Annotated in this window: 26 protein-coding genes and 1 tRNA gene; 12 read left to right on the forward strand and 15 right to left on the reverse strand. The window is 33.0% G+C overall.

Features of this window, described 5'->3' with window-relative positions:
- Nucleotides 1-20: 20 nt before the first annotated feature.
- The 9 genes from ACQH2P_RS05055 to ACQH2P_RS05095 all read right to left on the reverse strand — a co-directional run bounded on the left by ACQH2P_RS05055 (nucleotide 21) and on the right by ACQH2P_RS05095 (nucleotide 8,909).
- Nucleotides 21-1,511: an adenosine deaminase family protein gene (locus tag ACQH2P_RS05055; RefSeq protein WP_425363281.1), complete on the reverse strand. Its 1,491-nt coding sequence runs from the start codon at nucleotides 1,509-1,511 to the stop codon at nucleotides 21-23.
- A gap of 460 nt (nucleotides 1,512-1,971) precedes the next feature.
- Complete coding sequence (locus ACQH2P_RS05060) at nucleotides 1,972-2,733, reverse strand: ABC transporter ATP-binding protein (RefSeq protein ID WP_425363282.1); 762 nt, start codon at nucleotides 2,731-2,733, stop codon at nucleotides 1,972-1,974.
- Nucleotides 2,734-2,737: 4 nt separating this feature from the next.
- On the reverse strand, nucleotides 2,738-3,511 hold the full coding sequence (locus ACQH2P_RS05065) for an MlaE family ABC transporter permease (protein ID WP_425363283.1): 774 nt from the start codon (nucleotides 3,509-3,511) through the stop codon (nucleotides 2,738-2,740).
- The gene (locus ACQH2P_RS05070; protein ID WP_425363284.1) at nucleotides 3,501-4,601 is read right to left on the reverse strand and encodes an alanine racemase; all 1,101 of its coding nucleotides are present in this window, start codon (nucleotides 4,599-4,601) and stop codon (nucleotides 3,501-3,503) included. The genes ACQH2P_RS05065 and ACQH2P_RS05070 overlap by 11 nt, the downstream gene beginning before the upstream one ends.
- Nucleotides 4,602-4,618: 17 nt before the next feature.
- Entirely contained in the window at nucleotides 4,619-5,509 is an 891-nt protein-coding gene (locus ACQH2P_RS05075) for a ribose-phosphate diphosphokinase (protein ID WP_425363285.1), read from the reverse strand.
- 349 nt (nucleotides 5,510-5,858) lie between these two features.
- Nucleotides 5,859-6,440: an MlaC/ttg2D family ABC transporter substrate-binding protein gene (locus ACQH2P_RS05080; RefSeq protein WP_425363286.1), complete on the reverse strand. Its 582-nt coding sequence runs from the start codon at nucleotides 6,438-6,440 to the stop codon at nucleotides 5,859-5,861.
- A gap of 162 nt (nucleotides 6,441-6,602) precedes the next feature.
- Nucleotides 6,603-7,361, reverse strand: coding sequence for an MlaA family lipoprotein (locus tag ACQH2P_RS05085; RefSeq protein WP_425363287.1), 759 nt, complete (start codon nucleotides 7,359-7,361; stop codon nucleotides 6,603-6,605).
- Nucleotides 7,362-7,398: 37 nt separating this feature from the next.
- Nucleotides 7,399-8,421: a methyltransferase domain-containing protein gene (locus tag ACQH2P_RS05090; protein ID WP_425364109.1), complete on the reverse strand. Its 1,023-nt coding sequence runs from the start codon at nucleotides 8,419-8,421 to the stop codon at nucleotides 7,399-7,401.
- A gap of 236 nt (nucleotides 8,422-8,657) precedes the next feature.
- On the reverse strand, nucleotides 8,658-8,909 hold the full coding sequence (locus ACQH2P_RS05095; RefSeq protein WP_425363288.1) for a hypothetical protein: 252 nt from the start codon (nucleotides 8,907-8,909) through the stop codon (nucleotides 8,658-8,660).
- Nucleotides 8,910-9,102: 193 nt separating this feature from the next.
- On the opposite strand from ACQH2P_RS05095, the gene ACQH2P_RS05100 reads away from it, so the two are divergent.
- From ACQH2P_RS05100 to ACQH2P_RS05140, 9 genes are all read left to right on the forward strand, one after another.
- On the forward strand, nucleotides 9,103-10,305 hold the full coding sequence (locus ACQH2P_RS05100; RefSeq protein WP_425363289.1) for a pyridoxal phosphate-dependent aminotransferase: 1,203 nt from the start codon (nucleotides 9,103-9,105) through the stop codon (nucleotides 10,303-10,305).
- On the forward strand, nucleotides 10,266-10,937 hold the full coding sequence (locus tag ACQH2P_RS05105; RefSeq protein WP_425363290.1) for a lysophospholipid acyltransferase family protein: 672 nt from the start codon (nucleotides 10,266-10,268) through the stop codon (nucleotides 10,935-10,937). Before ACQH2P_RS05100 ends, ACQH2P_RS05105 begins: the two co-directional genes overlap by 40 nt.
- Nucleotides 10,938-10,940: 3 nt before the next feature.
- On the forward strand, nucleotides 10,941-12,236 hold the full coding sequence (gene waaA, locus ACQH2P_RS05110; RefSeq protein ID WP_425363291.1) for a lipid IV(A) 3-deoxy-D-manno-octulosonic acid transferase: 1,296 nt from the start codon (nucleotides 10,941-10,943) through the stop codon (nucleotides 12,234-12,236).
- Complete coding sequence (gene idi, locus ACQH2P_RS05115) at nucleotides 12,236-12,817, forward strand: isopentenyl-diphosphate Delta-isomerase (protein ID WP_425363292.1); 582 nt, start codon at nucleotides 12,236-12,238, stop codon at nucleotides 12,815-12,817. Before waaA ends, idi begins: the two co-directional genes overlap by 1 nt.
- Before the next feature lie 243 nt (nucleotides 12,818-13,060).
- Nucleotides 13,061-13,136, forward strand: a tRNA-Ala gene (locus ACQH2P_RS05120).
- Between the two features lie 117 nt (nucleotides 13,137-13,253).
- Complete coding sequence (locus ACQH2P_RS05125) at nucleotides 13,254-13,529, forward strand: hypothetical protein (protein WP_425363293.1); 276 nt, start codon at nucleotides 13,254-13,256, stop codon at nucleotides 13,527-13,529.
- A gap of 366 nt (nucleotides 13,530-13,895) precedes the next feature.
- The gene (locus ACQH2P_RS05130) at nucleotides 13,896-14,549 is read left to right on the forward strand and encodes a lytic transglycosylase domain-containing protein (RefSeq protein WP_425363294.1); all 654 of its coding nucleotides are present in this window, start codon (nucleotides 13,896-13,898) and stop codon (nucleotides 14,547-14,549) included.
- A gap of 73 nt (nucleotides 14,550-14,622) precedes the next feature.
- The gene (locus ACQH2P_RS05135) at nucleotides 14,623-15,354 is read left to right on the forward strand and encodes a methyltransferase domain-containing protein (protein WP_425364110.1); all 732 of its coding nucleotides are present in this window, start codon (nucleotides 14,623-14,625) and stop codon (nucleotides 15,352-15,354) included.
- Nucleotides 15,355-15,432: 78 nt separating this feature from the next.
- Nucleotides 15,433-15,600 (forward strand): hypothetical protein, encoded by a 168-nt coding sequence (locus tag ACQH2P_RS05140; RefSeq protein WP_425363295.1) that lies wholly within the window; start codon nucleotides 15,433-15,435, stop codon nucleotides 15,598-15,600.
- A gap of 194 nt (nucleotides 15,601-15,794) precedes the next feature.
- Here the strand turns inward: ACQH2P_RS05140 and ACQH2P_RS05145 are convergent, their stop codons facing one another.
- Complete coding sequence (locus ACQH2P_RS05145; RefSeq protein ID WP_425363296.1) at nucleotides 15,795-15,926, reverse strand: hypothetical protein; 132 nt, start codon at nucleotides 15,924-15,926, stop codon at nucleotides 15,795-15,797.
- Between the two features lie 95 nt (nucleotides 15,927-16,021).
- On the opposite strand from ACQH2P_RS05145, the gene ACQH2P_RS05150 reads away from it, so the two are divergent.
- Together ACQH2P_RS05150 and ACQH2P_RS05155 are read left to right on the forward strand one after the other, a co-directional pair.
- The gene (locus ACQH2P_RS05150; RefSeq protein ID WP_425364111.1) at nucleotides 16,022-16,339 is read left to right on the forward strand and encodes a reverse transcriptase domain-containing protein; all 318 of its coding nucleotides are present in this window, start codon (nucleotides 16,022-16,024) and stop codon (nucleotides 16,337-16,339) included.
- Between the two features lie 64 nt (nucleotides 16,340-16,403).
- A protein-coding gene (locus tag ACQH2P_RS05155) for an IS630 family transposase (RefSeq protein WP_425362619.1) occupies nucleotides 16,404-17,287 on the forward strand; the annotation gives its coding sequence in 2 pieces (ribosomal slippage) (nucleotides 16,404-16,724 and nucleotides 16,727-17,287; 882 coding nt in all).
- On the opposite strand, the gene ACQH2P_RS05160 is transcribed toward ACQH2P_RS05155, so the two are convergent.
- The 5 genes from ACQH2P_RS05160 to ACQH2P_RS05180 all read right to left on the reverse strand — a co-directional run bounded on the left by ACQH2P_RS05160 (nucleotide 17,277) and on the right by ACQH2P_RS05180 (nucleotide 21,215).
- A complete protein-coding gene (locus ACQH2P_RS05160; protein ID WP_425363297.1) occupies nucleotides 17,277-17,975 on the reverse strand; it encodes a hypothetical protein in 699 nt (232 codons plus the stop codon). The two genes, ACQH2P_RS05155 and ACQH2P_RS05160, sit on opposite strands and share 11 nt — an antisense overlap.
- Nucleotides 17,941-18,309, reverse strand: coding sequence for a hypothetical protein (locus tag ACQH2P_RS05165; protein ID WP_425363298.1), 369 nt, complete (start codon nucleotides 18,307-18,309; stop codon nucleotides 17,941-17,943). The genes ACQH2P_RS05160 and ACQH2P_RS05165 overlap by 35 nt, the downstream gene beginning before the upstream one ends.
- 734 nt (nucleotides 18,310-19,043) lie before the next feature.
- Nucleotides 19,044-19,748: a TIGR02281 family clan AA aspartic protease gene (locus ACQH2P_RS05170; RefSeq protein WP_425363299.1), complete on the reverse strand. Its 705-nt coding sequence runs from the start codon at nucleotides 19,746-19,748 to the stop codon at nucleotides 19,044-19,046.
- Entirely contained in the window at nucleotides 19,745-20,467 is a 723-nt protein-coding gene (locus tag ACQH2P_RS05175; RefSeq protein WP_425363300.1) for an amino acid ABC transporter ATP-binding protein, read from the reverse strand. Before ACQH2P_RS05175 ends, ACQH2P_RS05170 begins: the two co-directional genes overlap by 4 nt.
- 1 nt (nucleotide 20,468) lies before the next feature.
- Nucleotides 20,469-21,215 carry an MBL fold metallo-hydrolase gene (locus tag ACQH2P_RS05180; protein WP_425363301.1) on the reverse strand — a complete coding sequence of 249 codons (747 nt, stop codon included), beginning with the start codon at nucleotides 21,213-21,215 and terminating at the stop codon, nucleotides 20,469-20,471.
- Between the two features lie 34 nt (nucleotides 21,216-21,249).
- Between ACQH2P_RS05180 and ACQH2P_RS05185 the strand changes: the two genes are divergently transcribed.
- The gene (locus tag ACQH2P_RS05185; protein ID WP_425363302.1) at nucleotides 21,250-21,903 is read left to right on the forward strand and encodes a phosphatase PAP2 family protein; all 654 of its coding nucleotides are present in this window, start codon (nucleotides 21,250-21,252) and stop codon (nucleotides 21,901-21,903) included.
- Nucleotides 21,904-21,941 lie beyond the last annotated feature (38 nt).

Here is a 21,941-nt window from a genome sequence, read left to right on the forward strand (position 1 = left end):
TATAGTTGCTCTGTCAAGTATTATTTTTTTTCTTGCATTGTTTTACTATGAAGAGCTATATTTTCTTCAAAAAGAATAAACTTGTTATCCAGTAAATTCAGTTGTTTTTTCTTTTCCTCTTCTGTTAAGAAGGAATATTTAATACTATTATATACGACTTGTTTTAATTGATCATAAGATGGTTTATAACGGCTAATAAATAATAAATATTCTTGAGTTAAATTATGGCGTGATACTCCTGCATCATCGGTACAAATTGCAATTGGCACCCCATAACGCATATATAGCTTGATAGGATGGTCATTACCTGCAATTCCTAGAATAAATTCATTGCTAGTTAAATTAATTTCAATAAGTATATTCTTTTCTAATAATGTATTTATTAGTTGATAAGGATTAGATTCATGCATAATATCCACCCCGTGACTAATACGATTTGCACCGGCTATCAATACAGCATCACGAATATGATGGGTTAGCCCTTCTGGAGGAACTTGCCCTAACGCTAATTCACCCGCATGCAAAGATAATTTAACATTAGGAAACTTCTGTTTAAGAAAACGAAACATTTTCATATGTAATGTATAATCGTTGATAGCAACAACTAAATGTTCTGCACCTACTATATTTACACCAACTATTTTATGATTATTTTGTGCTAAAGAGAAGGCGGAATACAAACCAGAGAACACCATAGAAGGTTTACTACCACGAAATACATATGGTTGAAACCGCATGGTAAACTGATCATTATCAATACCTTTAGATTTATCTGTTACTATAGTTGAGTAGTGAGTAATAGCTTGATGTATAACTTTATCCTGATCTAACAATAACATAGCTTTTTCTAAAACCTGGTTAATAGTAAGGTCATCTGTATTGCTTGTTAATTTGTTGATATCGTCTAGAGCAACATTTGTACTAACAGGGGCAAAAGGGAATATAGTTTCTATATATTGCACATTTTCTGCTTCCGCTCTTTTCTTTAAATCTATCAAACCATCTTGAATAATATAGTCTTCTACCCAAGCAAAATAGTTAAAACAATCAAAGAATCTTTCATCTGGTGCTAATTGCTCGTGAGAATGATTGCTAAAATTTTCTGTTGACCAAACTGACAAAAGCTGATTATATTTTGGTATATCAGCACGGATCTCGTCTACAGTCATAGATGTTTTTGTAGGTTTTTTAAGAATTTGATAACTGTTAGGATCAATACAGAAGCCTTCTTTTTTAACATAATCTAAGAGAGTCTCGGCATAAATAGCACCGATAAAATGATGATGAATATCACCACCCTTAGGCAATATATTTGCCAACATGCCAAGCTCCGCTATAGGGAACTCATTAGAGGTTATTAAATTATCGTAGTAATCACGTGTCATGAGATAATGATTATTTTTATTTGTTTTTATAGTGTCTGCGTGAGTCTGCATATTAAATATACCACTAATTAATAATAGTGAAGTAATGAGTCTTAGTGAAATTATGGGTTTTACGAAATCTAACATTATTTATCATATGGTTGCTCTACGTGTACGTATCGAAGAATCAAAAACTATATTCTAATTATCCTTAATTAATACTGGAAGAGGTGTGGTTATAACATATTTTTTTAAAAACACACGCTTTATAGCATAATTAGTTTTCAATGCAAACTATATTTTAATGAATTTGCTCGGAAGGGTAATAATTTCACAACTGTCGAAAGTTAGAAGGTAGAACGGGTTTAGAGGCATACCCTACATTTTTTATTTTGTAGTGAAAGTGTAATTCGACATAATGTATCAATTTAAGAAAAAAAACCGATCTCTAACTGTCATTGCAAGGAGCCACTTTAGGCGACGAAGCAATCCAAAAGACCAGAAGTGGATTGCTTCGTCGTGCTTACACACTCCTCGCAATGACGCCAGTTTGCTATGGATAAATGCTAATCGGGTTAGCTATATTTCATACTTTAATTCAGGGATACTAAACCTCAATTGGTCCAGTAGTTGAACCATTAACAAATTGTTGTAAATAGGGATTGTCACTATTTTTTATCTCATCTTTTGTACCAAACCATAAAATTTTTCCTTGATAAATCATGGCAACCTCTTTAGCTATCATATAAGCACTATTCATATCATGGGTTATGGTAATGGCAGTAGCTTTTAGCTCTTCTTGGACTTTAATTATTAACTCATTAATAACATTAGCCATGATAGGATCAAGACCGGTAGTTGGTTCATCAAGAAAAAGAATCAAAGGATCGCCACAAATAGCCCTAGCTAAAGATACGCGTTTTTGCATACCGCCAGAAAGCTCAGATGGATAAAAATTGAGTATTTTGCTAGACAAACCTACAGAATTAAGTTTAGATGCCGCTAACTCTTGTTTATTTTTGGGAGATAATTTATATAATTTCTCAGCAAAAAACGTAATATTATCTTGAACAGTTAAAGAATCAAAAAGTGCTCCACCCTGGAATAGAAAGCCTATAGTTTCCATCATTTTAAATCTGTTTTTACTTGAGATATTGACAGTTTCTACTCCATCAACAATTATACTACCTTCATCAGGCTGCATTAATCCAACTATCGTCTTGATTAGCACTGATTTACCAGTTCCTGAACCACCAAGGATTACCATCGAGCTATTCTGTTTTATATCCAAGTCTATACCATCAAGTACCTTTCGATTGCCAAAAGATTTATATAATGAACGTATTTTTATTTTTGATTGGTTGTCCATAACTTTAAAAAAAACACATTGTTATCAAATAATTGCTAATTAAAATCAGCACCGAGGAGTTTACTACCGCCGAAGTTGTAGCAGTTCCGACTCCTTTTGCTCCTGTTCCAGAGCAATATCCACTATAGCAACTTATTATTGAAATAATAAAACCAAAAGCCGCTGCTTTTACCAAACCAGAAATGACATCGATTGATTGTAAAAATTTAAAGCTGTTTACTATATAACTAGAGCTATTAAAATCAAGCTTGTAAACACTTACCAAATAACCACCCATTACTCCTAATACATCACCTATTAATACTAAACATGGTAAGGTAATAACTGCAGCTAGTACCCTTGGCAAAACTAAATATTTTATCGGATCAGTTGACAAAGTATATAGAGCATCTATTTGTTCTGTTACTCTCATAGTAGCTATTTCAGCAGCAATTGATGCACCAACCCTACCAGCCACCATGAGACCTGCAAGAACTGGTCCAAGTTCTCTAGTTATTGACAGAACCACCACCGTAGCTATTGAACTCTCAGCCGAGAAACGAGAAAAACCTGTGTAACTCTGTAATGCGAGTACAGCACCAGAAAAAAAGGTAGTCATAGCGACAACTGGTAGAGAATAGAAGCCTATAGATAACAACTGCTTTAATAGTAAGTTGTAATATAAGGGGCGCCTAAAAATACTAGTAACTACCGCCATAGTAAATAGAGAAAAAGCCCCTATAGTTCTTGCAAAAGCAATAGTATGTTTACCGAGTAAATTAACTATATTAAGAATCATTTTTATATACTCTCCTATATCTGTCACCGAGCATGGTAAGAATTTCATAACCAATGGTATTTATTATATTAGCTATTTTATCTGGGGTACAATAATCCCCTATAATCTCCACTTGTTGCCCTAGAAATATTTCGTTTGGTGGTAGTTCAGTAACATCAACGGTAATTAAGTCCATTGACACTCTACCAACTACAGGAGCTAAGTGAGAACCAATACAAACCTCTCCACAATTGCTAAAAGCCCTAGAATAACCATCAGCATAACCAAGAGGTAAGGTAGCAATCAGTCTATTACGATTTGTCTTAAAGGTCATATTATAACCAATATAACTTTCTGGTGGTAATTCTTGTAATTGTATTATCGGAGCAGTTAGCCTAATTGGATTATGCATCGGATTTTTTGAGTTATTTCCCAAAGGATTAAGTCCATATAATGCAGCACCAGGACGTATTAAGTCAAAATGATATTCTTGTCCTAAAAATATACTACTAGAATTAGCTAAACTAGCTTTAGTTGTTGGCAAATATTTTAAATAATGTTTAAATTTTGTTAATTGTTGTAAATTATAAGGATTATCAGCTATTTCAGAGGCAGATAAATGACTTATAATATATTGTAATTCAAGACCAGCTAATAGGTCAGGATTGTCTATTATACGCTGCATCTCTGTGTCAAGCATTCCCAAACGATTCATACCAGTGTCGATATGGATTGTACAGCGTAACAGTTGTTGTTTAACAGCAGCGAGTTTCTGCCAAATCGCAACTTGTTGTAAATTGTTAAGCACCGGAATTAAGTTACTATTGCTAAATTCCTCAACATCATTGTAAAATACACCATGAAACACGAAAATATTAGATTTCGCTCCTAACACTTTACGTAATGCTATTCCCTCATTAACTGAGTTTACAAAAAAATTCTGACAATTCTCCCTCTGTAATGCTGGTGCGATGCTATCAGCTCCTAGTCCATAGCTGTTAGCCTTTACCACAGCAGCAACCTCTGAATTTTTGCAAATTCCAGAAATCATACGATAATTAGTACGAATTTTTGCTAAATCTATTTCAAGTGTACAACGAGCATTTTGCATAATAAAATCCTAAACCCTCATAATCTTGCAGATTCTTGTAATGCTTCTACAATAATCGGAATAACGGATATTACATGAAATTTAGAAGACAAATCGCTAGTTTCTATAGTATCAGTTATATAGACGTTCATTATATCAGAATTCTCAATATTTTTCTTAGACGATCCAGAAAGCACAGGGTGAGTTATAAAAGCATTAACAGATAGTGCCCCTACTTCCATTAATAGCTTAGCCCCCTTACAAATGGTTTCGCCACTATCAACAATATCATCAATTAATAGACAATGCTTGCCTGAAACGTTACCTATTATTTCTGACATTTGGCATTGGTCATTACTATCCCTACTTTTATTAATAACAGCCATATTCATATTAAAAAGTTTGTTAGCCTTGCCTATACGTACAAAACCACCAATATCTGGGGAAACAATAATAGAATTATTATAGCTCTTAATAATCGGAGCAAATAAACTTATTGGCTCAAGATTTTGTACAGCAATTTTAAAGAACCCTTCTAATTGCTGCGAATGCAAATCAACAGTTATCACCTTGTCAATACCGGCAACTTCCAGCATATTTGCTACCAGACGGGCAGGAACCGAAGAGAAACTATCATATCTACGATCTTGGCGACTATAACCCAAATACGGTATAACTGCAGTCACTTGTGAAGCTCCTGCCCTTTTTACCGTATCGACTAATAATAAAAGTTCCATCAAGTGGTTATTAACTGGTCTAGAAGTAGATTGTACTATAACAACATTACACCCTTGCACATCCTCAAGGATTTGTACTCTTGTTTCACTATCATCAAAAGTTGTAATATAAGTTTCTACATACTGACAATTTAGCTCCTTAGCTAAATGTTTAGCTAATTTTTTGTGGCTAAGACCTGCAAGAATTTTCATGCTAATTAATATAATTTATCGAATTTTTGTAGTATATACTAATTATGATGTACACTAAGTGTTTTATGAAAAATATTTTTATTATTTCTGTTCAAATTGCTGTCTATTAGCGAGGGGTTCCGACTGGTCATTGCGAGAAGCCACTTTAGTGGCGACGAAGCAATCCATATGACAAGTTTCATGGATTGCCACGCTCACATACGTTCGCTCGCAATGACATATGCGTCTATAAAACGTCATTGCGAGGAGACTATAAGGTCGACGAAGCAATCCATAAAATTAGTATAATATGGATTGCTTCGTCGTGCTTACGCACTCCTCGCAATGACGTATAAAGTAATGCACCATTTCACGACTTTTTTATCAATTCATCTATTAAAGTATCAAAACCACTATTACTGAGAATATTCATGAACTCCGACTGTTGAGAACTGATCATACTAACACCCTCTGTAATAACATCTGAGACTTTAAAACTAGTTTTATCGCTTGCATCCTTCTGACGTACCAAGTAATTTACTTTAACCGTTCCTATTAACATTTCTACCATAAACTCACCTTTATCAAGAATACGTACTTGTTCGACTTTAGGTTGTTGACCATGATAATTTTTTACCAAGTCGGCATAGACTTTGCTGACATAGTTGCTATAAACTTCTGTAAATTGTTTAATTTGCTCAGGGGTTAGAGTTCTTCTATAAACACCAATGGTAAATTTAGCCATCCAATCGGAATCTAGGTTAGCTAAAATCAGCTTTTTACTTTTAGAAATTTTAGCATCTTGAGTTAAATTTTGATCATTAAATACCTCTAGCCCATCTTTTATTAGTTGATTAACATAATTATCAACCCCCCCATTATTATCGTTAACAGCTGAATGAGTGGATAAAGACAGAAAATTTAAAATTAGGCAAACAATAAATTTTTTCATAATTTCTCATAATTTTGCATATAGCTAACCCCGACTAGCATTACTCTGTCATTGCGAGGAGCTACTTATAGTAGCGACGAAGCAATCCAGTCTAATGATAGTGGATTGCCACTACACTTACGTGGTCTCGCAATGACATCATGCAATCGGGGTAGCCATAGTTTAGTTAGGTTTAGGGCATCTAAATTGCTTAGGATAGGCAATTACAGACTCACGATTCTGATGCGTAGCTGATCTTACAGCTATGTAAGGATCGATAGAACTACGTGTTATATAGTCGGTAAATGACAATAATCTTAACCTAGTATCTATAAGTTGCACACTAGTAACTACCATTTCAAAGTTCCTATGTACTACATACATTATAGGATTTAAATAACTATTTGTAAATACCGGATCTGTGAAATCCCTCGCATTAGTACCACCGATAAATGGTAGGACTAAGTATGGTCCAGGACCAACTCCATAATGGGCTAAAGTACTACCCAAAGTTTGTTTGGTAACTTTTAAGCCAATTTTACTTGCTACGTCAAATAATCCTCCTATGCCAAATGTACTATTGATGAAAAATCTCCATAGACTTTTCATAGTTTGATCATAATTCATCTGTAAAGCATAATTGACAGTAGTCAAAGGCATATTAATATTATCCAGAAAACTACTCACTCTAGCCCTGGTATAATCATTAGTAACTTGTTTATAGCCTATAGTAATAGGTCGTAAAAACAGATAGTCTAAAAAGGAGTTAAAGACAAAAAATTTACGATTTAGCTTCTCATAGGGGTCATAGACTTGTATGCAACCATTCCTGTCATTATTATAAACATATTGGAAATCCTCGTTATCTTGAGTACTTTGAGCATCCGCTATTGCTGTTAAGTTAAAAAAGTTAACTAATACTAGTAATACAAATCGCTTCATTATTATTGACTTCTTTAATAGACGTATCTAGATAAGTCTAATGGTTTTTCTTACAAACCACCATATAGTATTTATCATTTTTTTCTATAACTAATTCCTCACTACTTAATATAGTGAACTTAGTTTTACTTAAAGCTTCCTTGATATCTGTTATAGCAAAAATAAATTCTTTTCTTTTTAATGAAAGATTAGTAACGTTATTTATTGGCAAACAAAATGCGAAATACCCTAATTTATCAACTATTGAATAAATATTATTAAAATAATCTGATAGATTTTTAGTAAAAGAAAGAGAGTTAAAACTCAATATTACGTCATATTTATTAGAATTCTGCTTAATAAAATCTGGTATGGAAACTTCTAGTACATGGTCGTAAATATTCATATGTAAGGCAGAAGCATTCATAATTTCTGAATTTTCTACACCAGTAAGAGTAAAACTATCGGGAAAACGTTTTTTAATTTCACCTCCCACTAAGCCTGTATTACTACCTAGCTCTAAAATATGGTAATTATCAGGCAAATCTGTTATGCTACTCATAATTTTGCTGACAAAACTGTAAGGCAGATTCACTTTATTCTTACCAAAAAATCGCTTAGTATAGTCTCCACCGACATCAAGGTTTCTATATTGATGCCAAATTTGCTGGGGAATATCTGACAAATTATTATAAGTTTGTAGAAAAATCCCTAACTTTACTTGATCAGCTTCAAAAGCTTTTTTTAGGTGATACAAAGCTTTTTCATAATTATTTTTCAAGAAATATGTCCAACCGAGCCAATAATTAGCTTGGTGATCTGAAGTAGAAAAAAATTTATCAACCAATTTAAACCTTAATATAGCGTCATTTAAGTTATTCTTATATAAATGGTCTATACCAAGGTTAAAATTAGTTTCTTTTAAGTGTGTTACCTTGTATTTTACATCGATAAAATAATTGATGAATGTAAAGATTTTCCCCATATACCAAGATGGAAAATTTTTGCAAGAGTGATAGCATGATTTTGTCTTGTCTTTTATTGAACCGTAACTGTTACGAATAATTTTGCTGCCAAACATAAAGTCTATGAAATTTGATTTTGTGAACATATTCATTATATACAGGGCAGTTTAAAAGTCATAGAAAAACAACCGGTGTCATTGCGAGAAGCCGCTTTAGCGGCAACGAAGCAATCCATTTTAAATCACTTTTCTGGATTGCTTCGTCGGCTTACGCCTCCTCGCAATGACGTCCTAGATTGTCAGACTATTTCTTCTACGACTTTTAAACTACCCGCTACATGATAGCATATATATTAACTAGCACTAATGACTTTGTCTATAATTACATAAAATAAAATCGTAGTATAGCTAACCAGAAAAGGTTTTAGCCGGATAATGTTTGTCATCCCTAGCTGCGGCGGGGATCTAGATACCTGCTTTCGCAAGGGTATAGTGAAACCTATTGAATTAGGTGATATAAACTTTGTGTCATACCTGCGAAAGCAGGTATCTAGATTCCCGCCTTCGCGGGAATGACAACTTACAATCGTTATGTTCTTTATCACCTAATCCTATGAGCATAACTATAGTGGCAATCCACATTCATTAGATTACTTCGTTGTTGCTAAAGCAGTTCCTCACAATGACGGAAAAGTTATCTAGAACATTAAAGGGTTAGCAATATAATAATTAACTTGTTCAGGAATTGTTTTTTGAAAACAAAGTTGTATACTTGGTAAAAAATTATAAGGTTCTACCATGTCACTTATTGCTAAACGTTTAGATTTAATAAAACCCTCCCCTACTTTAGCCTTAGTCAAAAAAACATTTGAACTACAAAAGCTAGGTAGAGATATAATATCTCTTGGGGCTGGTGAACCTGACTTTGATACACCAAATAATATCAAAGAGGCTGCCATTAAAGCGGTGCAAGATGGTTTCACAAAATATACTAATGTTGATGGTATGCTGGAACTTAAACAAGCGGTACAGAAAAAATTCAAGTACGAAAATAATTTAGATTATGATTTAGACGAGATAATCGTGTCCAGCGGTGGGAAACAAGTAATCTATAATTTATTCATGGCATCTCTTAACTCAGGTGATGAAGTGATTATTCCTAGTCCCTATTGGGTTTCATACCCAGATATGGTAGCATTAGCTGGTGGAGTTCCGGTATTTGTTAACTGTGATATTGCAAACAATTTTAAACTTACTGTTAATGTTCTAGAGCGAGTAATTAGCAAAAAAACTAAATGGTTGATTATTAATTCGCCGAGTAATCCAACAGGCGTTGCATATTCCTATCAAGAATTAGCTGATATTGCTGAATTACTACGCAAATATCCCAATGTAAATATTATGTCTGATGATATTTATGAGCATATTATTTTTGATGATTTTAAGTTTTATACTTTTGCCCAAGTGGCACCGGATTTAAAAGATCGAATATTTACTGTTAATGGTGTATCAAAAGCTTATTCTATGACAGGATGGCGTATAGGATACGGAGCTGGTGCTAAATCGTTAATTAAGGCAATGGCTATTATTCAGTCACAAAGCACTTCTAACCCTTGCTCTATAAGCCAAATGGCAGCCATTGAAGCTTTAACTGGTCCTCAGGATTTTATTAAGTCTAATGCAAAGAATTTCCAAGAAAAACGGGATCTAACCTTATCAATCCTAAATGATATCAAGGGTATTAGTTGTTATAAGCCGGTAGGAGCATTTTATCTATTTCCTAAATGTAATGAATTATTTGGTCTTAAAACCCCCTCTAATAAAATTATCAAAGATAGTAATGATTTTGGAGAATATTTGCTTGAAGAATGTGGTGTGGCAGTTGTGCCTGGTATGGCATTTGGTCTAGAAGATTATTTTAGAATTTCTTACGCAACTTCGATAGAAAATTTGGAGCAAGCATGCTCGCGTATAAAAAATGCTTGTCATCAATTAAAATGATCAAGAAACTTCTAAAAAAAAATAATTTTGCACTTAGTGTAGTCACTAAACTATTGTATAGTTATTTGAGAGTGGTTTATTTTACCTGTCGCTGGCAATTTGTTTTTCCCGATAATTACAATAAACAGCAATTTTTAGCAGAAAGAGGGGTGATTTTTGCCTTTTGGCATAACAGACTTGCTTTAGGTCCAGGAATATTTACCGGTCATAAAGGCATTTATGCCCTTATTTCTACTCATTCTGATGGTAGAATAATTAGTGATATTGTCAATAAATTTGGCTTTGGGGTAATAAATGGCTCTACTAATAAAAATTCTGTGGCAGCTTTAAAAACGATTATCAAAAAATTACATAGCGGTAGTAATATCGTGATTACCCCAGATGGTCCACGTGGACCTATTTATAAAATAAATAGTAATATTAACAAAATAGCTCAAAAATATAATATAAAATTAATACCGGTTTCTTGCAATGTTTCTAGATATTTTTTACTCAAGAGTTGGGATAAACTGATTATGCCGCTACCTTTTGGTAAAGTAACAGCTTTTATAGGTTTGCCATTAGTTCTTACAGGAAATGAAAACCAAGATAATATTAATTTGGTACAAGCACTAAATAGGAATGAAGTATAATTTATGATCTATTTATATCATATCTTAAATTTCCTACTTCTTCCACTGTATGTTTTTTTACTGGTATTGAGAGTTATTGTTGGCAAAGAAGATATAAAACGTATAGGCGAACGTTTTGCTATTGGGCATACACATACTAAACGAAACGAAACTTTAGTTTGGATACATGCCGCTAGTGTAGGGGAATCTATGATAGCTCTTACCTTAGTTGAAAATATCAATAATCTTTGGCTAAAAAGAACGATGCCAAAAACCGCCTTAAAGTTTTTGATTACTTCAGGAACTAAATCTTCTGCAAAAATATTACAACAGAAGCTACCTGTAAATGCCATTCATCAACTAATTCCTATAGACAATATTATTTTTGTTAAGAAATTTTTTAAAAATTGGCAACCAACTCTAGGAATCTTTATTGAATCAGAATTATGGCCTTGCCTAATTAGTGAAGGAAAGAAACATTGTAAACTATTATTACTGAATGCCCGTATTTCTGATAAATCATTTGCATCATGGAAAAAAATAAGTTCATTTTTTAGGTCAATTACCTCTAATTTTAGTGAAATTATTGTCCAAAGTAACACCGATTTTCAGAAATTCACGCAACTTGGTATAACCAATATAGATAATTTCGGTAATATCAAATTTGCCAACAAAAAATTGCCTGTAAATGAACAAGAATTAACAATTTTAGCACAACATATGAGTGCTAGAAGAATTATCACCTTTGCCAGCACCCATCTGGAAGATGAATCGGTATTACTTAATGTTATAAAACCAATAAAACAACGATATCCAAATTGCTATTTTATTCTAATTCCACGCCATCCTGAACGTAAAAATGATATAGGAAAAGCGTGTACTCAATTAAATTTAACCTATAGTATTAAGTCTAAACAAAATATACCTATTCTGACTGATGATCTTTACATCGTTGATAAATTTGGGGAACTAGGATTATTTTTTAACATATCTTATATCTCATTTGTTGGTGGTTCATTTAAACAAGGTGGACATAACGTACTTGAACCCGCATATTTTGCTAATTATATTATATTTGGACCAGATATGAGTAATTCGGCTAATATTGCCAATGAGATGCTTGCTAATAAAGCTGCTATTCAAATTCAAAATGAAAGTGATTTATTGAATAAAATGGAATATCTTCTATCTGAAACTGGTATCGAGGAAGCTAAAATTTATCAGACTAACGCCCTAGAATTTGTTAATAAAAACCAACAGATTTTAGGTAATTATTTAGCTATTATAGAAAAATATTTATTAGTAGGAGTAAATAATTAATGTCATATTCAAATGATTTAAAGCAGAAGAGTATAAATTCAATACATGTTGTATTAGTTGATGAACACGATAATATCCTTGGAATAGAGGAAAAATTAAAAGCTCATAATTCTAATACAGCATTGCATAGAGGGATTTCTGTGTTTCTTTTCAATAGCCAAAAAGAAATTGTCATACAAAAAAGAAGCTTACTCAAAAAAACCTGGGGTGGATTTTGGTCAAATAGTTTTTGTGGACATCCACAAATTAACGAAACTTATGAACAGGCTGTTTATAGGCATGCAGAATTTGAATTAGGCTTGGCAAATCTACAGAAAGTATATTTTATTGCTAATTATCGTTATAAATTTGCTGTAAATAATATTGTAGAAAATGAAATATGTCCGATATATTTAGCTTTATCAGATGATATTATCAGAATAAATGAACAAGAAATAGCAGAAGTAAAATTACTTAAATGGCAAGACTTTAAGTTATACACAGAACAACACTCAGCAAACTTTTCCCCTTGGTGTAAAGAAGAGCTAAAAATATTAGAAAATAACGAAATATTTAAAAAATTTATGGATTCATCTTTATAACTATAGTATAAAACTGGACTAATGAGTATAGCTAACCAGACTAACATTTAGCCAAATTCACAAACGTCATTGCGAGGAGCCGCTTCAGTGGCGACGAAGCAATACATAAAAGTGATTGGAAATGGATTGCTTCGTCGGCTTATGGCCTCCTCGCAATGACATCAGTTTACTATGGCTAAATGCTAATTGGGTTAGCTATAATGAGTATATTCTTCACCGTAAAAGAATATATAGGGTATTTTAGGGGTCATAGCTCAGTTGGTAGAGCGTTTGAATGGCATTCAAAAGGTCGGGGGTTCGACTCCCCCTGGCTCCACCAGATGCCTCCAACCTTTCCAGGACTTTCTTAATCTTACTAAAAATTCGTTATCATTCGGGGTCTTTTAAATTTCCCCTTTATTCTTTTGTCAGTATATAGTTATGCTCATAGGATTAGGTGATAAAGAACATAACGATTGTAAGTTGTCATTCCCGCGAAGGCGGGAATCTAGATACCTGCTTTCGCAGGTATGACACAAAGTTTGTATCACCTAATTCAATAGGTTTCACTATACTCTTCTGCTTTGAAGAATTGGTTTTTGAAAATATCAGGGACTCACGTACGCTGCGTGTACTCGCCCCTCATTTTCAAATCCAATTTTCCAAATCATTCGAGTATATATCTTTAACTCTTAATGCAAAAATTCTACTAAAAAAACTCAGGGCAATTTAAAAGTCGCAACTAATAGTAAAAAAACCAGTTTTATTTAGGTGGGTAGCCGTCATTGCGAGGAGCCGCAAAGCGGCTACGCGGCAATCCAAAAATTGCAGCGGTAAAAATAAAACAGCAAACTGTTTATTTGGATCGCCACGCCATTTCGTGGCTCGCGATGACAACCACCTGTTTCTGTAATTTAGTATTTCTATCATTAGTTGCGATTTTTAAACTGCCCTGAAAAAAACTGAAGCATAACTTGTTTTGTATAAAAATTTTTAATATGCTACAAAGACAAAATAAAATTATGTTTATACTATGTCTATTAGGTTCATATTAGCCCTATATTTATTTTGTCTTGTTCCGTTACATACATATGCTGATATGGATGCGGAAATTGCTGAATCACATAAATGCTCAAGGATGTTTCCTTACTTTGAAAAAACACACCAGATTCCTCCTGATACCCTACACTCAATAGCTTTAAAAGAATCTGGTAAAAAACATACTGAATATAAAATCAGGGTGGTTTGGCCCTGGACTGTCAACGTTGAGGGGAAAGGGTATCATTTTAATACTAAAAGAGAAGCGATATTTTTTGTAAAAAAACAAATTATTCAAGGCAAAGAAAATATTGATGTAGGATGCATGCAAATTAACCTAAAACACCATTTAGCTGCGTTTAACTCCTTAAATCAAGCTTTTGATCCTGAACAGAACGTTGCTTATGGAGCTAAGTTTCTAAAGGAGAAATATGATCAATTAGGTAGTTGGCACAAGGCCATTGCTTATTACCATTCAGCTACCCATGAGCTTGGTTCTAGATATAAACAAGATGTTATCAAGATTGCTAACAATATGGACTTGTATAAAAATTCTGTTAATATGTATAGTGGAGATTACTATAATAATACAGCTACTCTGCCAACAAACAATAAACTATTAACGAATCCAGCAAATAAAGGTAGCACTTCATTTACAAGTAATATTAGGAAATATAAGAGTGGTATTATGGTAGCATTACCAAGAGCTAGCTAGACTAAAATTTTAGGTAACAATTATATTTGATCGTGATAAGTTAAAATCTAACCGTGACAAAGTGATACATAATATCGCTGAGTGTTCGTTCTTTAAATACGCAGCAGAAGATATTATTGAGCGTCTAAATATTATTGATAAAAAATTTCCCAATATTTTAGATTTAGGATGTCGTGCTGGTCAACTAACAAAACTATTAGTGCAGAACTATAACTATGCTATAATTGTAGCGACTAATGCATCTAATGCTATGTTACAATCTTTTGATCATACATCAAAATTACTAATTGATGAAGAAACTTTACCTCTTGAAACAGCTAGTTTTGATCTAATAACTTTTTCCCTAGGGTTACATTGGATCAATGATGTACAAAATTTCCTGTTACAAATAAAACGTATTTTAAAACCAAATGGTCTATTTATTGGTAATTTTATCGGTGGTAACAGCCTAAAGGAACTACGAATGAAATTTATCGAAGCTGAAATAGCAACAAACCGTCCTCACTTCCAACATGTTTCCCCTTTTATACATTTTGATCACGTAACACCTTTGTTAGGGCAGGCAGGATTTACAGAAATTATCGTTGATTATGAAAATATTCAGCTGAACTATAACAGTCCTTTAGATTTCATTAGAGAGTTAAAGAATATTGGAGAATCTGGGGCATTATTTCAAAATTCTCACAACCTAATATCAAAGCAAATGCTTTCCATTCTAAGTAATGCTACGTCCACTTTTACCGAACAAATTAATATAATTAGTTTCATTGCCTCTCCGACTAAGAATAATATAAAAATATCCTAATACTACAGTCGTAATTTACAAATAATATAAAATGTATTAGAATGTATGGCATAGTTGAAGGAGGAGATGAGATAAGGAATGGATAACATCAAGATATGGCAAGAACTGGAAGGAATGATAGAAGAAGGTCAGAGTGGTTTAAGAGTAGGATGTAATGATTATAGAACTTTTAATAATATGTCACTGTATGTCAAAGCATTAATGAGTTCTGTTGAGAGGAAGAATAGCTGGCAATTAGCGGTGTAAATTGTAATCATCTATTGACCCCTTTAAAGGAAAAATTGTAATGAAAATTGCCCCCCTAAATAAGTAACAATATCTCCGAAAAATTAATATTGTTAATATTTTTTTAAGGAGTTTTAAAGGGGTGTTTATAGTGGAAACAATAGGAAGAATACGTAGGATGTACCACGTTGATGGTAAGGCAATTAAAAAAATTGCTAGAGAATTGAATATATAGTGAAACCTATTGAATTAGGTGACACAAACTTTGTGTTAACCTTGCGAAAGCAGGTATCTAGATTCCCGCCTATGCGGGAATGACAACTTACAATCGTTATGTTCTTTATCACCTAATCCTATAGGCATAACTATATATAAACCAGGGAATATACTAGAGGTAAAGATACCAAAGGAAGGAAGCCCGGGTAAATATAGGACTTTAGGGATTAGCAATTTCGAAGATAAGCTCTGCCAAAAGATGATGAAGAAAGTACTTGAGAACATCTATGAGCCATTATTCCTTAAATGTTCCTACGGTTTCAGGGCAGGAATTGGATGTCATGATGCAGTAAGAGAGCTTTCAAAACATCTTTATGAAAAGGAGGTTGAGAGCATAATAGACTTAGACTTAGCAAACTTTTTTGGTACAGTGGACAGGAAGATATTGATCGAAATATTACAGGAGAAAGTCCAGGATATGAGGCTAATTAGGTATTTAATCCGTATGTTTAAGTCGGGAGTATTATCTGATGGAGAGTTATAGCACTTAACATATGGATTCAAATAAGTTATAATGATAAATAATAAAAAAATTATATAATAGAAATATGGCATCCCCCTACAGTTACGATTTACGTTCTAGAGTTATAGAACATTATGAGAAATATAAGAAAGTAGCACTTACATGCGAAACCTTTAAAATTAGTCGGTCAATAATCTATGATTGGATTAGATTAAAGAAACAAACTGGAGATATAAAGTCAAAGGAGGGATACCAGAAAGGATATGGTCATAAAATCCCTGATTTATCGGAGTTGCGTCATTTAGTAGAAAAGGGTAACTCGTTAACGCTTACAGAAATAGCAAAAGAATTAGATAATGTTGCAAGTATAATGACTATCAGCCGAGCTTTAAAGAAACTCAACATTACTCGAAAAAAAAGACATATGCGTATAAAGAAAGAGATGAAGGAAAGCGACAAGATTTTCTCAGTGAATTAGAAAAAGTGCCGATAGAGAGACGTGTTTATCTTGATGAAGCGGGCATAAATGATAATGAATCATATGAATATGGATGGTCAATGAAAGGAAGTCGTTGTAATGGGAGTAAATCGGGAAAACGTAGTGAAAGAACAAGTTTTATTGGTGCGTTAAATCAGAATAGTTTAATCGCATCACTAGTCTTTACTGGGAGCTGTGATAGTAAGGTATTTGAAGCTTATATAGAAAATTGCCTTGTGCCGGAGCTAAAGCCTGGACAGGTTGTCATTGCTGATAATGCAAGCTTTCATAAATCCAAAAGGGCTAAAGAATTAATTGAAAAAGCTGGCTGCAAACTAAAATTTTTACCACCTTATTCCCCTGATTTAAATCCTATTGAACATCATTGGTTTCCGATAAAAAATAACATTAGAAAATTATTAGATAAAGGTATTTCTGTATTTGAGGCAAGTTGTAGAACGTTTAAAATAATGTATGAACCTATATGTTAAGTGCTATATCTTCAATAGTTTTTATTTGGCAAAACACTTCCGGACTATCTTGGTATTTCCGGTATAATTCTTCACCATGTGTTAATTTTGGATTATCGGAAGGAGTATATAAATAAAGCAACCAGCCATTATTACGAATTACCATCGGCTCTATAACACAGCTCATAGCTCGTGGATCATGGTAAGAATACTCTGAGATAACTGCTCCCTTAATACCACTACCCCTGATAGTAGCATAACGATCACTACCGACAAACTGAATCACTGAGCCATTTTTAAATAATATCCGTTGCTTATATTGCTGACTACGAGCAATAATCCCTTTAGGGATAAATGACATATAAGGACGCCCTGATAGTGTCATACCATCCCATATACTCATTTTAGCTTGATTATAGGTAGGATAAACATACCAATAAATGCCAACTTCCCGAATGGCACTAGCAGTGATCCAATTAATACCCATAATATCCTTACCAGCTCTTCTATGCCAAATTGCTATAGCTTTCTTCCCACCAGAGTATAAATATCTCCACAAAGGTAGTTGAAATGGGTAAGGCGACCAGTCCACCGGAAACTTAAGGCTTTTAGAGGTAGAGCTAGGAACCTCTTTGCTGGCTTTAGCTTTACTAGTAGTTTTTATCACTCTGGGCTTACTGACCTTTGGCAATTGCATATTCTGCTTCATATGATTCTATTTCAAAATTAGCTACATCTATCATTTTTGACATTTCTTGGGCTTTAGTTGCCTGTTCACCTTCATCACTATTTTTCCTATGGTAACTAGTATCATTTTTCCTCGTTTGATATTTCTGCGAATTAGCTTTAAGATATTCCAGCAACGACTTAGAACAATATTTTTTCTTAGTAGCAATTGCCTGATTATCCTTGTTATAAGTCACTTCTTCATAACCGTTAATTGCTCTGTCATATAACACCCCTTCTGCTCTATCTACCGCAATGGCTAAAGCTAAATTGACACATTTGGCTAAATATTTATCGCTATTAATAATCCGGTGCAACCTAAGTGGCGAGATATACTCTTCTACTTTTGACTTCCTGCATAAGTCAATCTAGTTGGTGATTTTGTCGTCGAAACTTGCCTCCGCTCCTCACGTACATTTAAGTACGCCGCGGTACTCGGCTTCGTTTCTTCTAAAAATCCCGAGGGCTTCTTTGACTTATGCAGGAAGTCTATTCATTTTTAAATCCAATTATCCAAATTATTCGAGTATACAACCAGCCTTTTCAGCAGCTATAACAATGTTACCATGCTCACAAAGATATCCTCTATTGAGCCAAACTTACTGATGGTACTAGGAGACTGTCGGAAACAACTAAAGTAATTCTATATTTGGCTGCGAATAAACATGATTTTCTTGAAATAGGTACACTATTCCTGCGAAAATCCTATTTATTCTCGCCGAAAAATAGCTCAAAATATAATTAATTAGTCATCTCCGACAGCCTCCTAGATGATATCTTTGCTAAATATTTTTCAAACAAACCATAATTTTTAATCATATAAATATTCCTTATAACCCCTTATATTACAACTGACTTCCAGGCTTTTGTCAGTTGATTAATTGAAAAACACCCCCTATATTTCGCAGCATATCTCAACTAAAGATTGCTGTCAATAGTTTATTTTCTATTATTTGTATTATTATTAAATTTTTTATATTTAGTTATTCCAATTAGCTATGATTAAAACAACATGTCATCCTGAATTTATTTCATCTAAGTGGTAAATCTTTTACCAACTTAAAATTAACATATCTCGATCTATTCTGAAACTTTTAAAACGCTCTAGTACTGACATACCTAGTAGTGATATATCAAGACCGCCAGTACCTATGTGAGCTTCAACATTTCTAAAAAAAGTCTTACTATCAATCATTACACTATCTAATCTCACGGGAGCAGCTTTACTCGTACCGTTAGCTGTGGAGTAAGTTCTAGTGTAATTTAGTTTTGATAAGTCAAATCCTAGCATTTTAGCATCGCTAGTAGTAAGAGCAACATCACTTGCTCCGGTATCAATCATAAATTTAATTCTTATTCCATTTACCAGGGCATTAATATAAAAATGTCCATCGCTACTACGACTAATCACTAATTCCCCTTGTTTATTGACCCAACTATATGATGGTATTAGTACGGATATGATTCGTTGTGTGGTATAATTTAATTCAAATCTAAAAGCATATCCAATAATTATAATTAAGAAAATTCCACTCCAAGTTAATAATTGAATAGAGAGTATCTTTATACCTTTCTGACTAAAGGAATTATAAACAATACTGATAACAATCAAAATCATTATAAAGCAAGATATACTCTTCTCACTACTCCAAGAGAAACCAGAAAATTGTGTATCTATCAATTTACGTATCAAGAAGGTAATGACAGTACTAATACATAGAAGAATTGTTAACTTTATAAGACTCTTATTACTCACATTAAGTCACCTATATTCTCTAAAAATAATCTTGCTCTATGAGATTTTGGTTTTTCAAAAAACTCTGTTGCCGGTTGATCGCCTAGAACTTGTCCGTGATTCATAAAAATTATCCTATCTGCTATCGCTTTGGCAAATTTAATATGGTGAGTAACAACAATCATTATCATTTGATTTTTTAGTAAAGAGATAATTTCAATAACATCTTTAATATTTTCAGGATCTAAAGCTGAAGTAGGCTCGTCAAATAACATTACTTCTGTATCCATCATCAAGGCTCGACAAATCGCTACTCGCTGTTTTTGTCCTCCAGATAGGTTGGTAGGAAAAGCAGTAATTTTTTGTTTTAAACCAAATTGTTCTAATAATTTTTCCGCTTTAGAAATGGCAGTCACTGACTTCATTCCTAAAATATTAACAGGAGCATATATTAAATTGTCTTGAACATTTAAGTGCGGGAAAAGATTAAAGGCTTGGAAAACCATACCAATTTTAAGACAAAGCTTCCTTTTATTCTTTTGAGTTAACTCTTTGTTATCGATGAACACTTGCCCGGTAGTAGGTATTTCTAAAGCATTAATAATTCGTAATAAAGTGGATTTACCGCTACCAGAAGAACCTATAATCGCTATAGTTTCCTTTTTTTTGAACTCAAGACTAACATCTTTGACAGCATAGGTTTTACTATACTTTTTTGAAACCTTATCAACTACTATCATACTAAACTATAAATTTGTAACCATCATATAGAGGTTTTATATTGCTTGGCAATATTTTTGATATTTCGTGATAATCAATAAAATGATTCATATTAGTTAATAATATTTGCTGTGGTTTATATTCATCGTTCCATTGTAAAATTTTATCTAATCCTGCATGGCAATCATTAGATTCATATGCCATACAGTCTAATATCCACACTTTGATATTTCTTAAGAATGGTTTGGATTCTACCGGAAAAGTTACCACATCACTAGAATATACAAAATCATCCACTCTGATACCCAAACTATCTATAGAACCATGATGCTGTTTAAAAAATTGTACATCTATGGTGTTAATTTTAAGTTTGGCAAAAAAATCTACCGTTCTTACAATCAGCCTATCCGGAGCAAATAAGTGTTGGTGACGATTCTCAGTTTTCAATGCTGTGCTACTGTCAGTAAAAATTTCTAAAGGTCTCTTCTGAAAGAATGGGAATACCCGCAAATCATCAATACCGTTAACATGATCTGCATGATAATGGGTTAATATAGCACTATCCACTTTTTTAATATTTTCTCGTAGTAATTGCCCCTTAATGTCAAAACCAAAATCAACAAGAATTTGACTATTACCATCATCCATATATATTGATGATCTAGTTCTTTTATTGTAGCTTGAAGTAGAGGTACACGTACTGCAATCACAATTAATTATCGGTAGACCAAGCGAAGAACCACATCCTAGCACTGTTATCTGTAGCATAATATTATTTTACTTAAACCAAATAAAATTAGAAATGTTTGAACTTTTATATAATTTCCAAGGTCTTAATCAAGAAATATTCTTGTGGATCAATAGAATAACTAACCATTTTAGCATAATAGCTTATATTCTACAAATTATCTCTTATTGTTTTAATATTAGCAACTTTGCTATCGTTTATTTGATATATTGCGTATATTTTTACACTCAGCTAAAAAAGATTCAAGATTTTAATCAGCGTCAGATCAAATTTTGGTCTATATATAATCAAATGGCAATGATTGGTATAATTTATACGATATTCGGTTGCACTTATGCTCTATTTAAGTTTTTCATTAATCTACCTAGACCATTTTGCTCATTGTCTATTAATAGTTTTGTAACAATTGCTAATGTTGAACTTGAAAGATGTTTATCTAGTTTTCCAAGTAGTCACTCCGGTTTAGCATTGTTGACTGCCTACTTTATTTGGTCATATATAACAATGGAACAAAAAATTATAGCCCTTTTGATTGTTTTGTTAGTGGCAATCTCACGTATTACTCTTGCTATGCACTATCCAGCTGATATTATTTATAGTTTCCTTATCACCATAATAATTATAATAGTTGGCAAAATAGTTTTTAGAACTTTTGCCAACAACTTTATAAAATGGTTAGGTATCGGTATTTTCAAGATTTTATGCTAATCGCTAAGAGAAGACTTGAGTAAAAATAATAAAAATAT

It is taken from the genome of Candidatus Tisiphia endosymbiont of Hybos culiciformis, assembly GCF_964030975.1.
Taxonomy (GTDB): domain Bacteria; phylum Pseudomonadota; class Alphaproteobacteria; order Rickettsiales; family Rickettsiaceae; genus Tisiphia.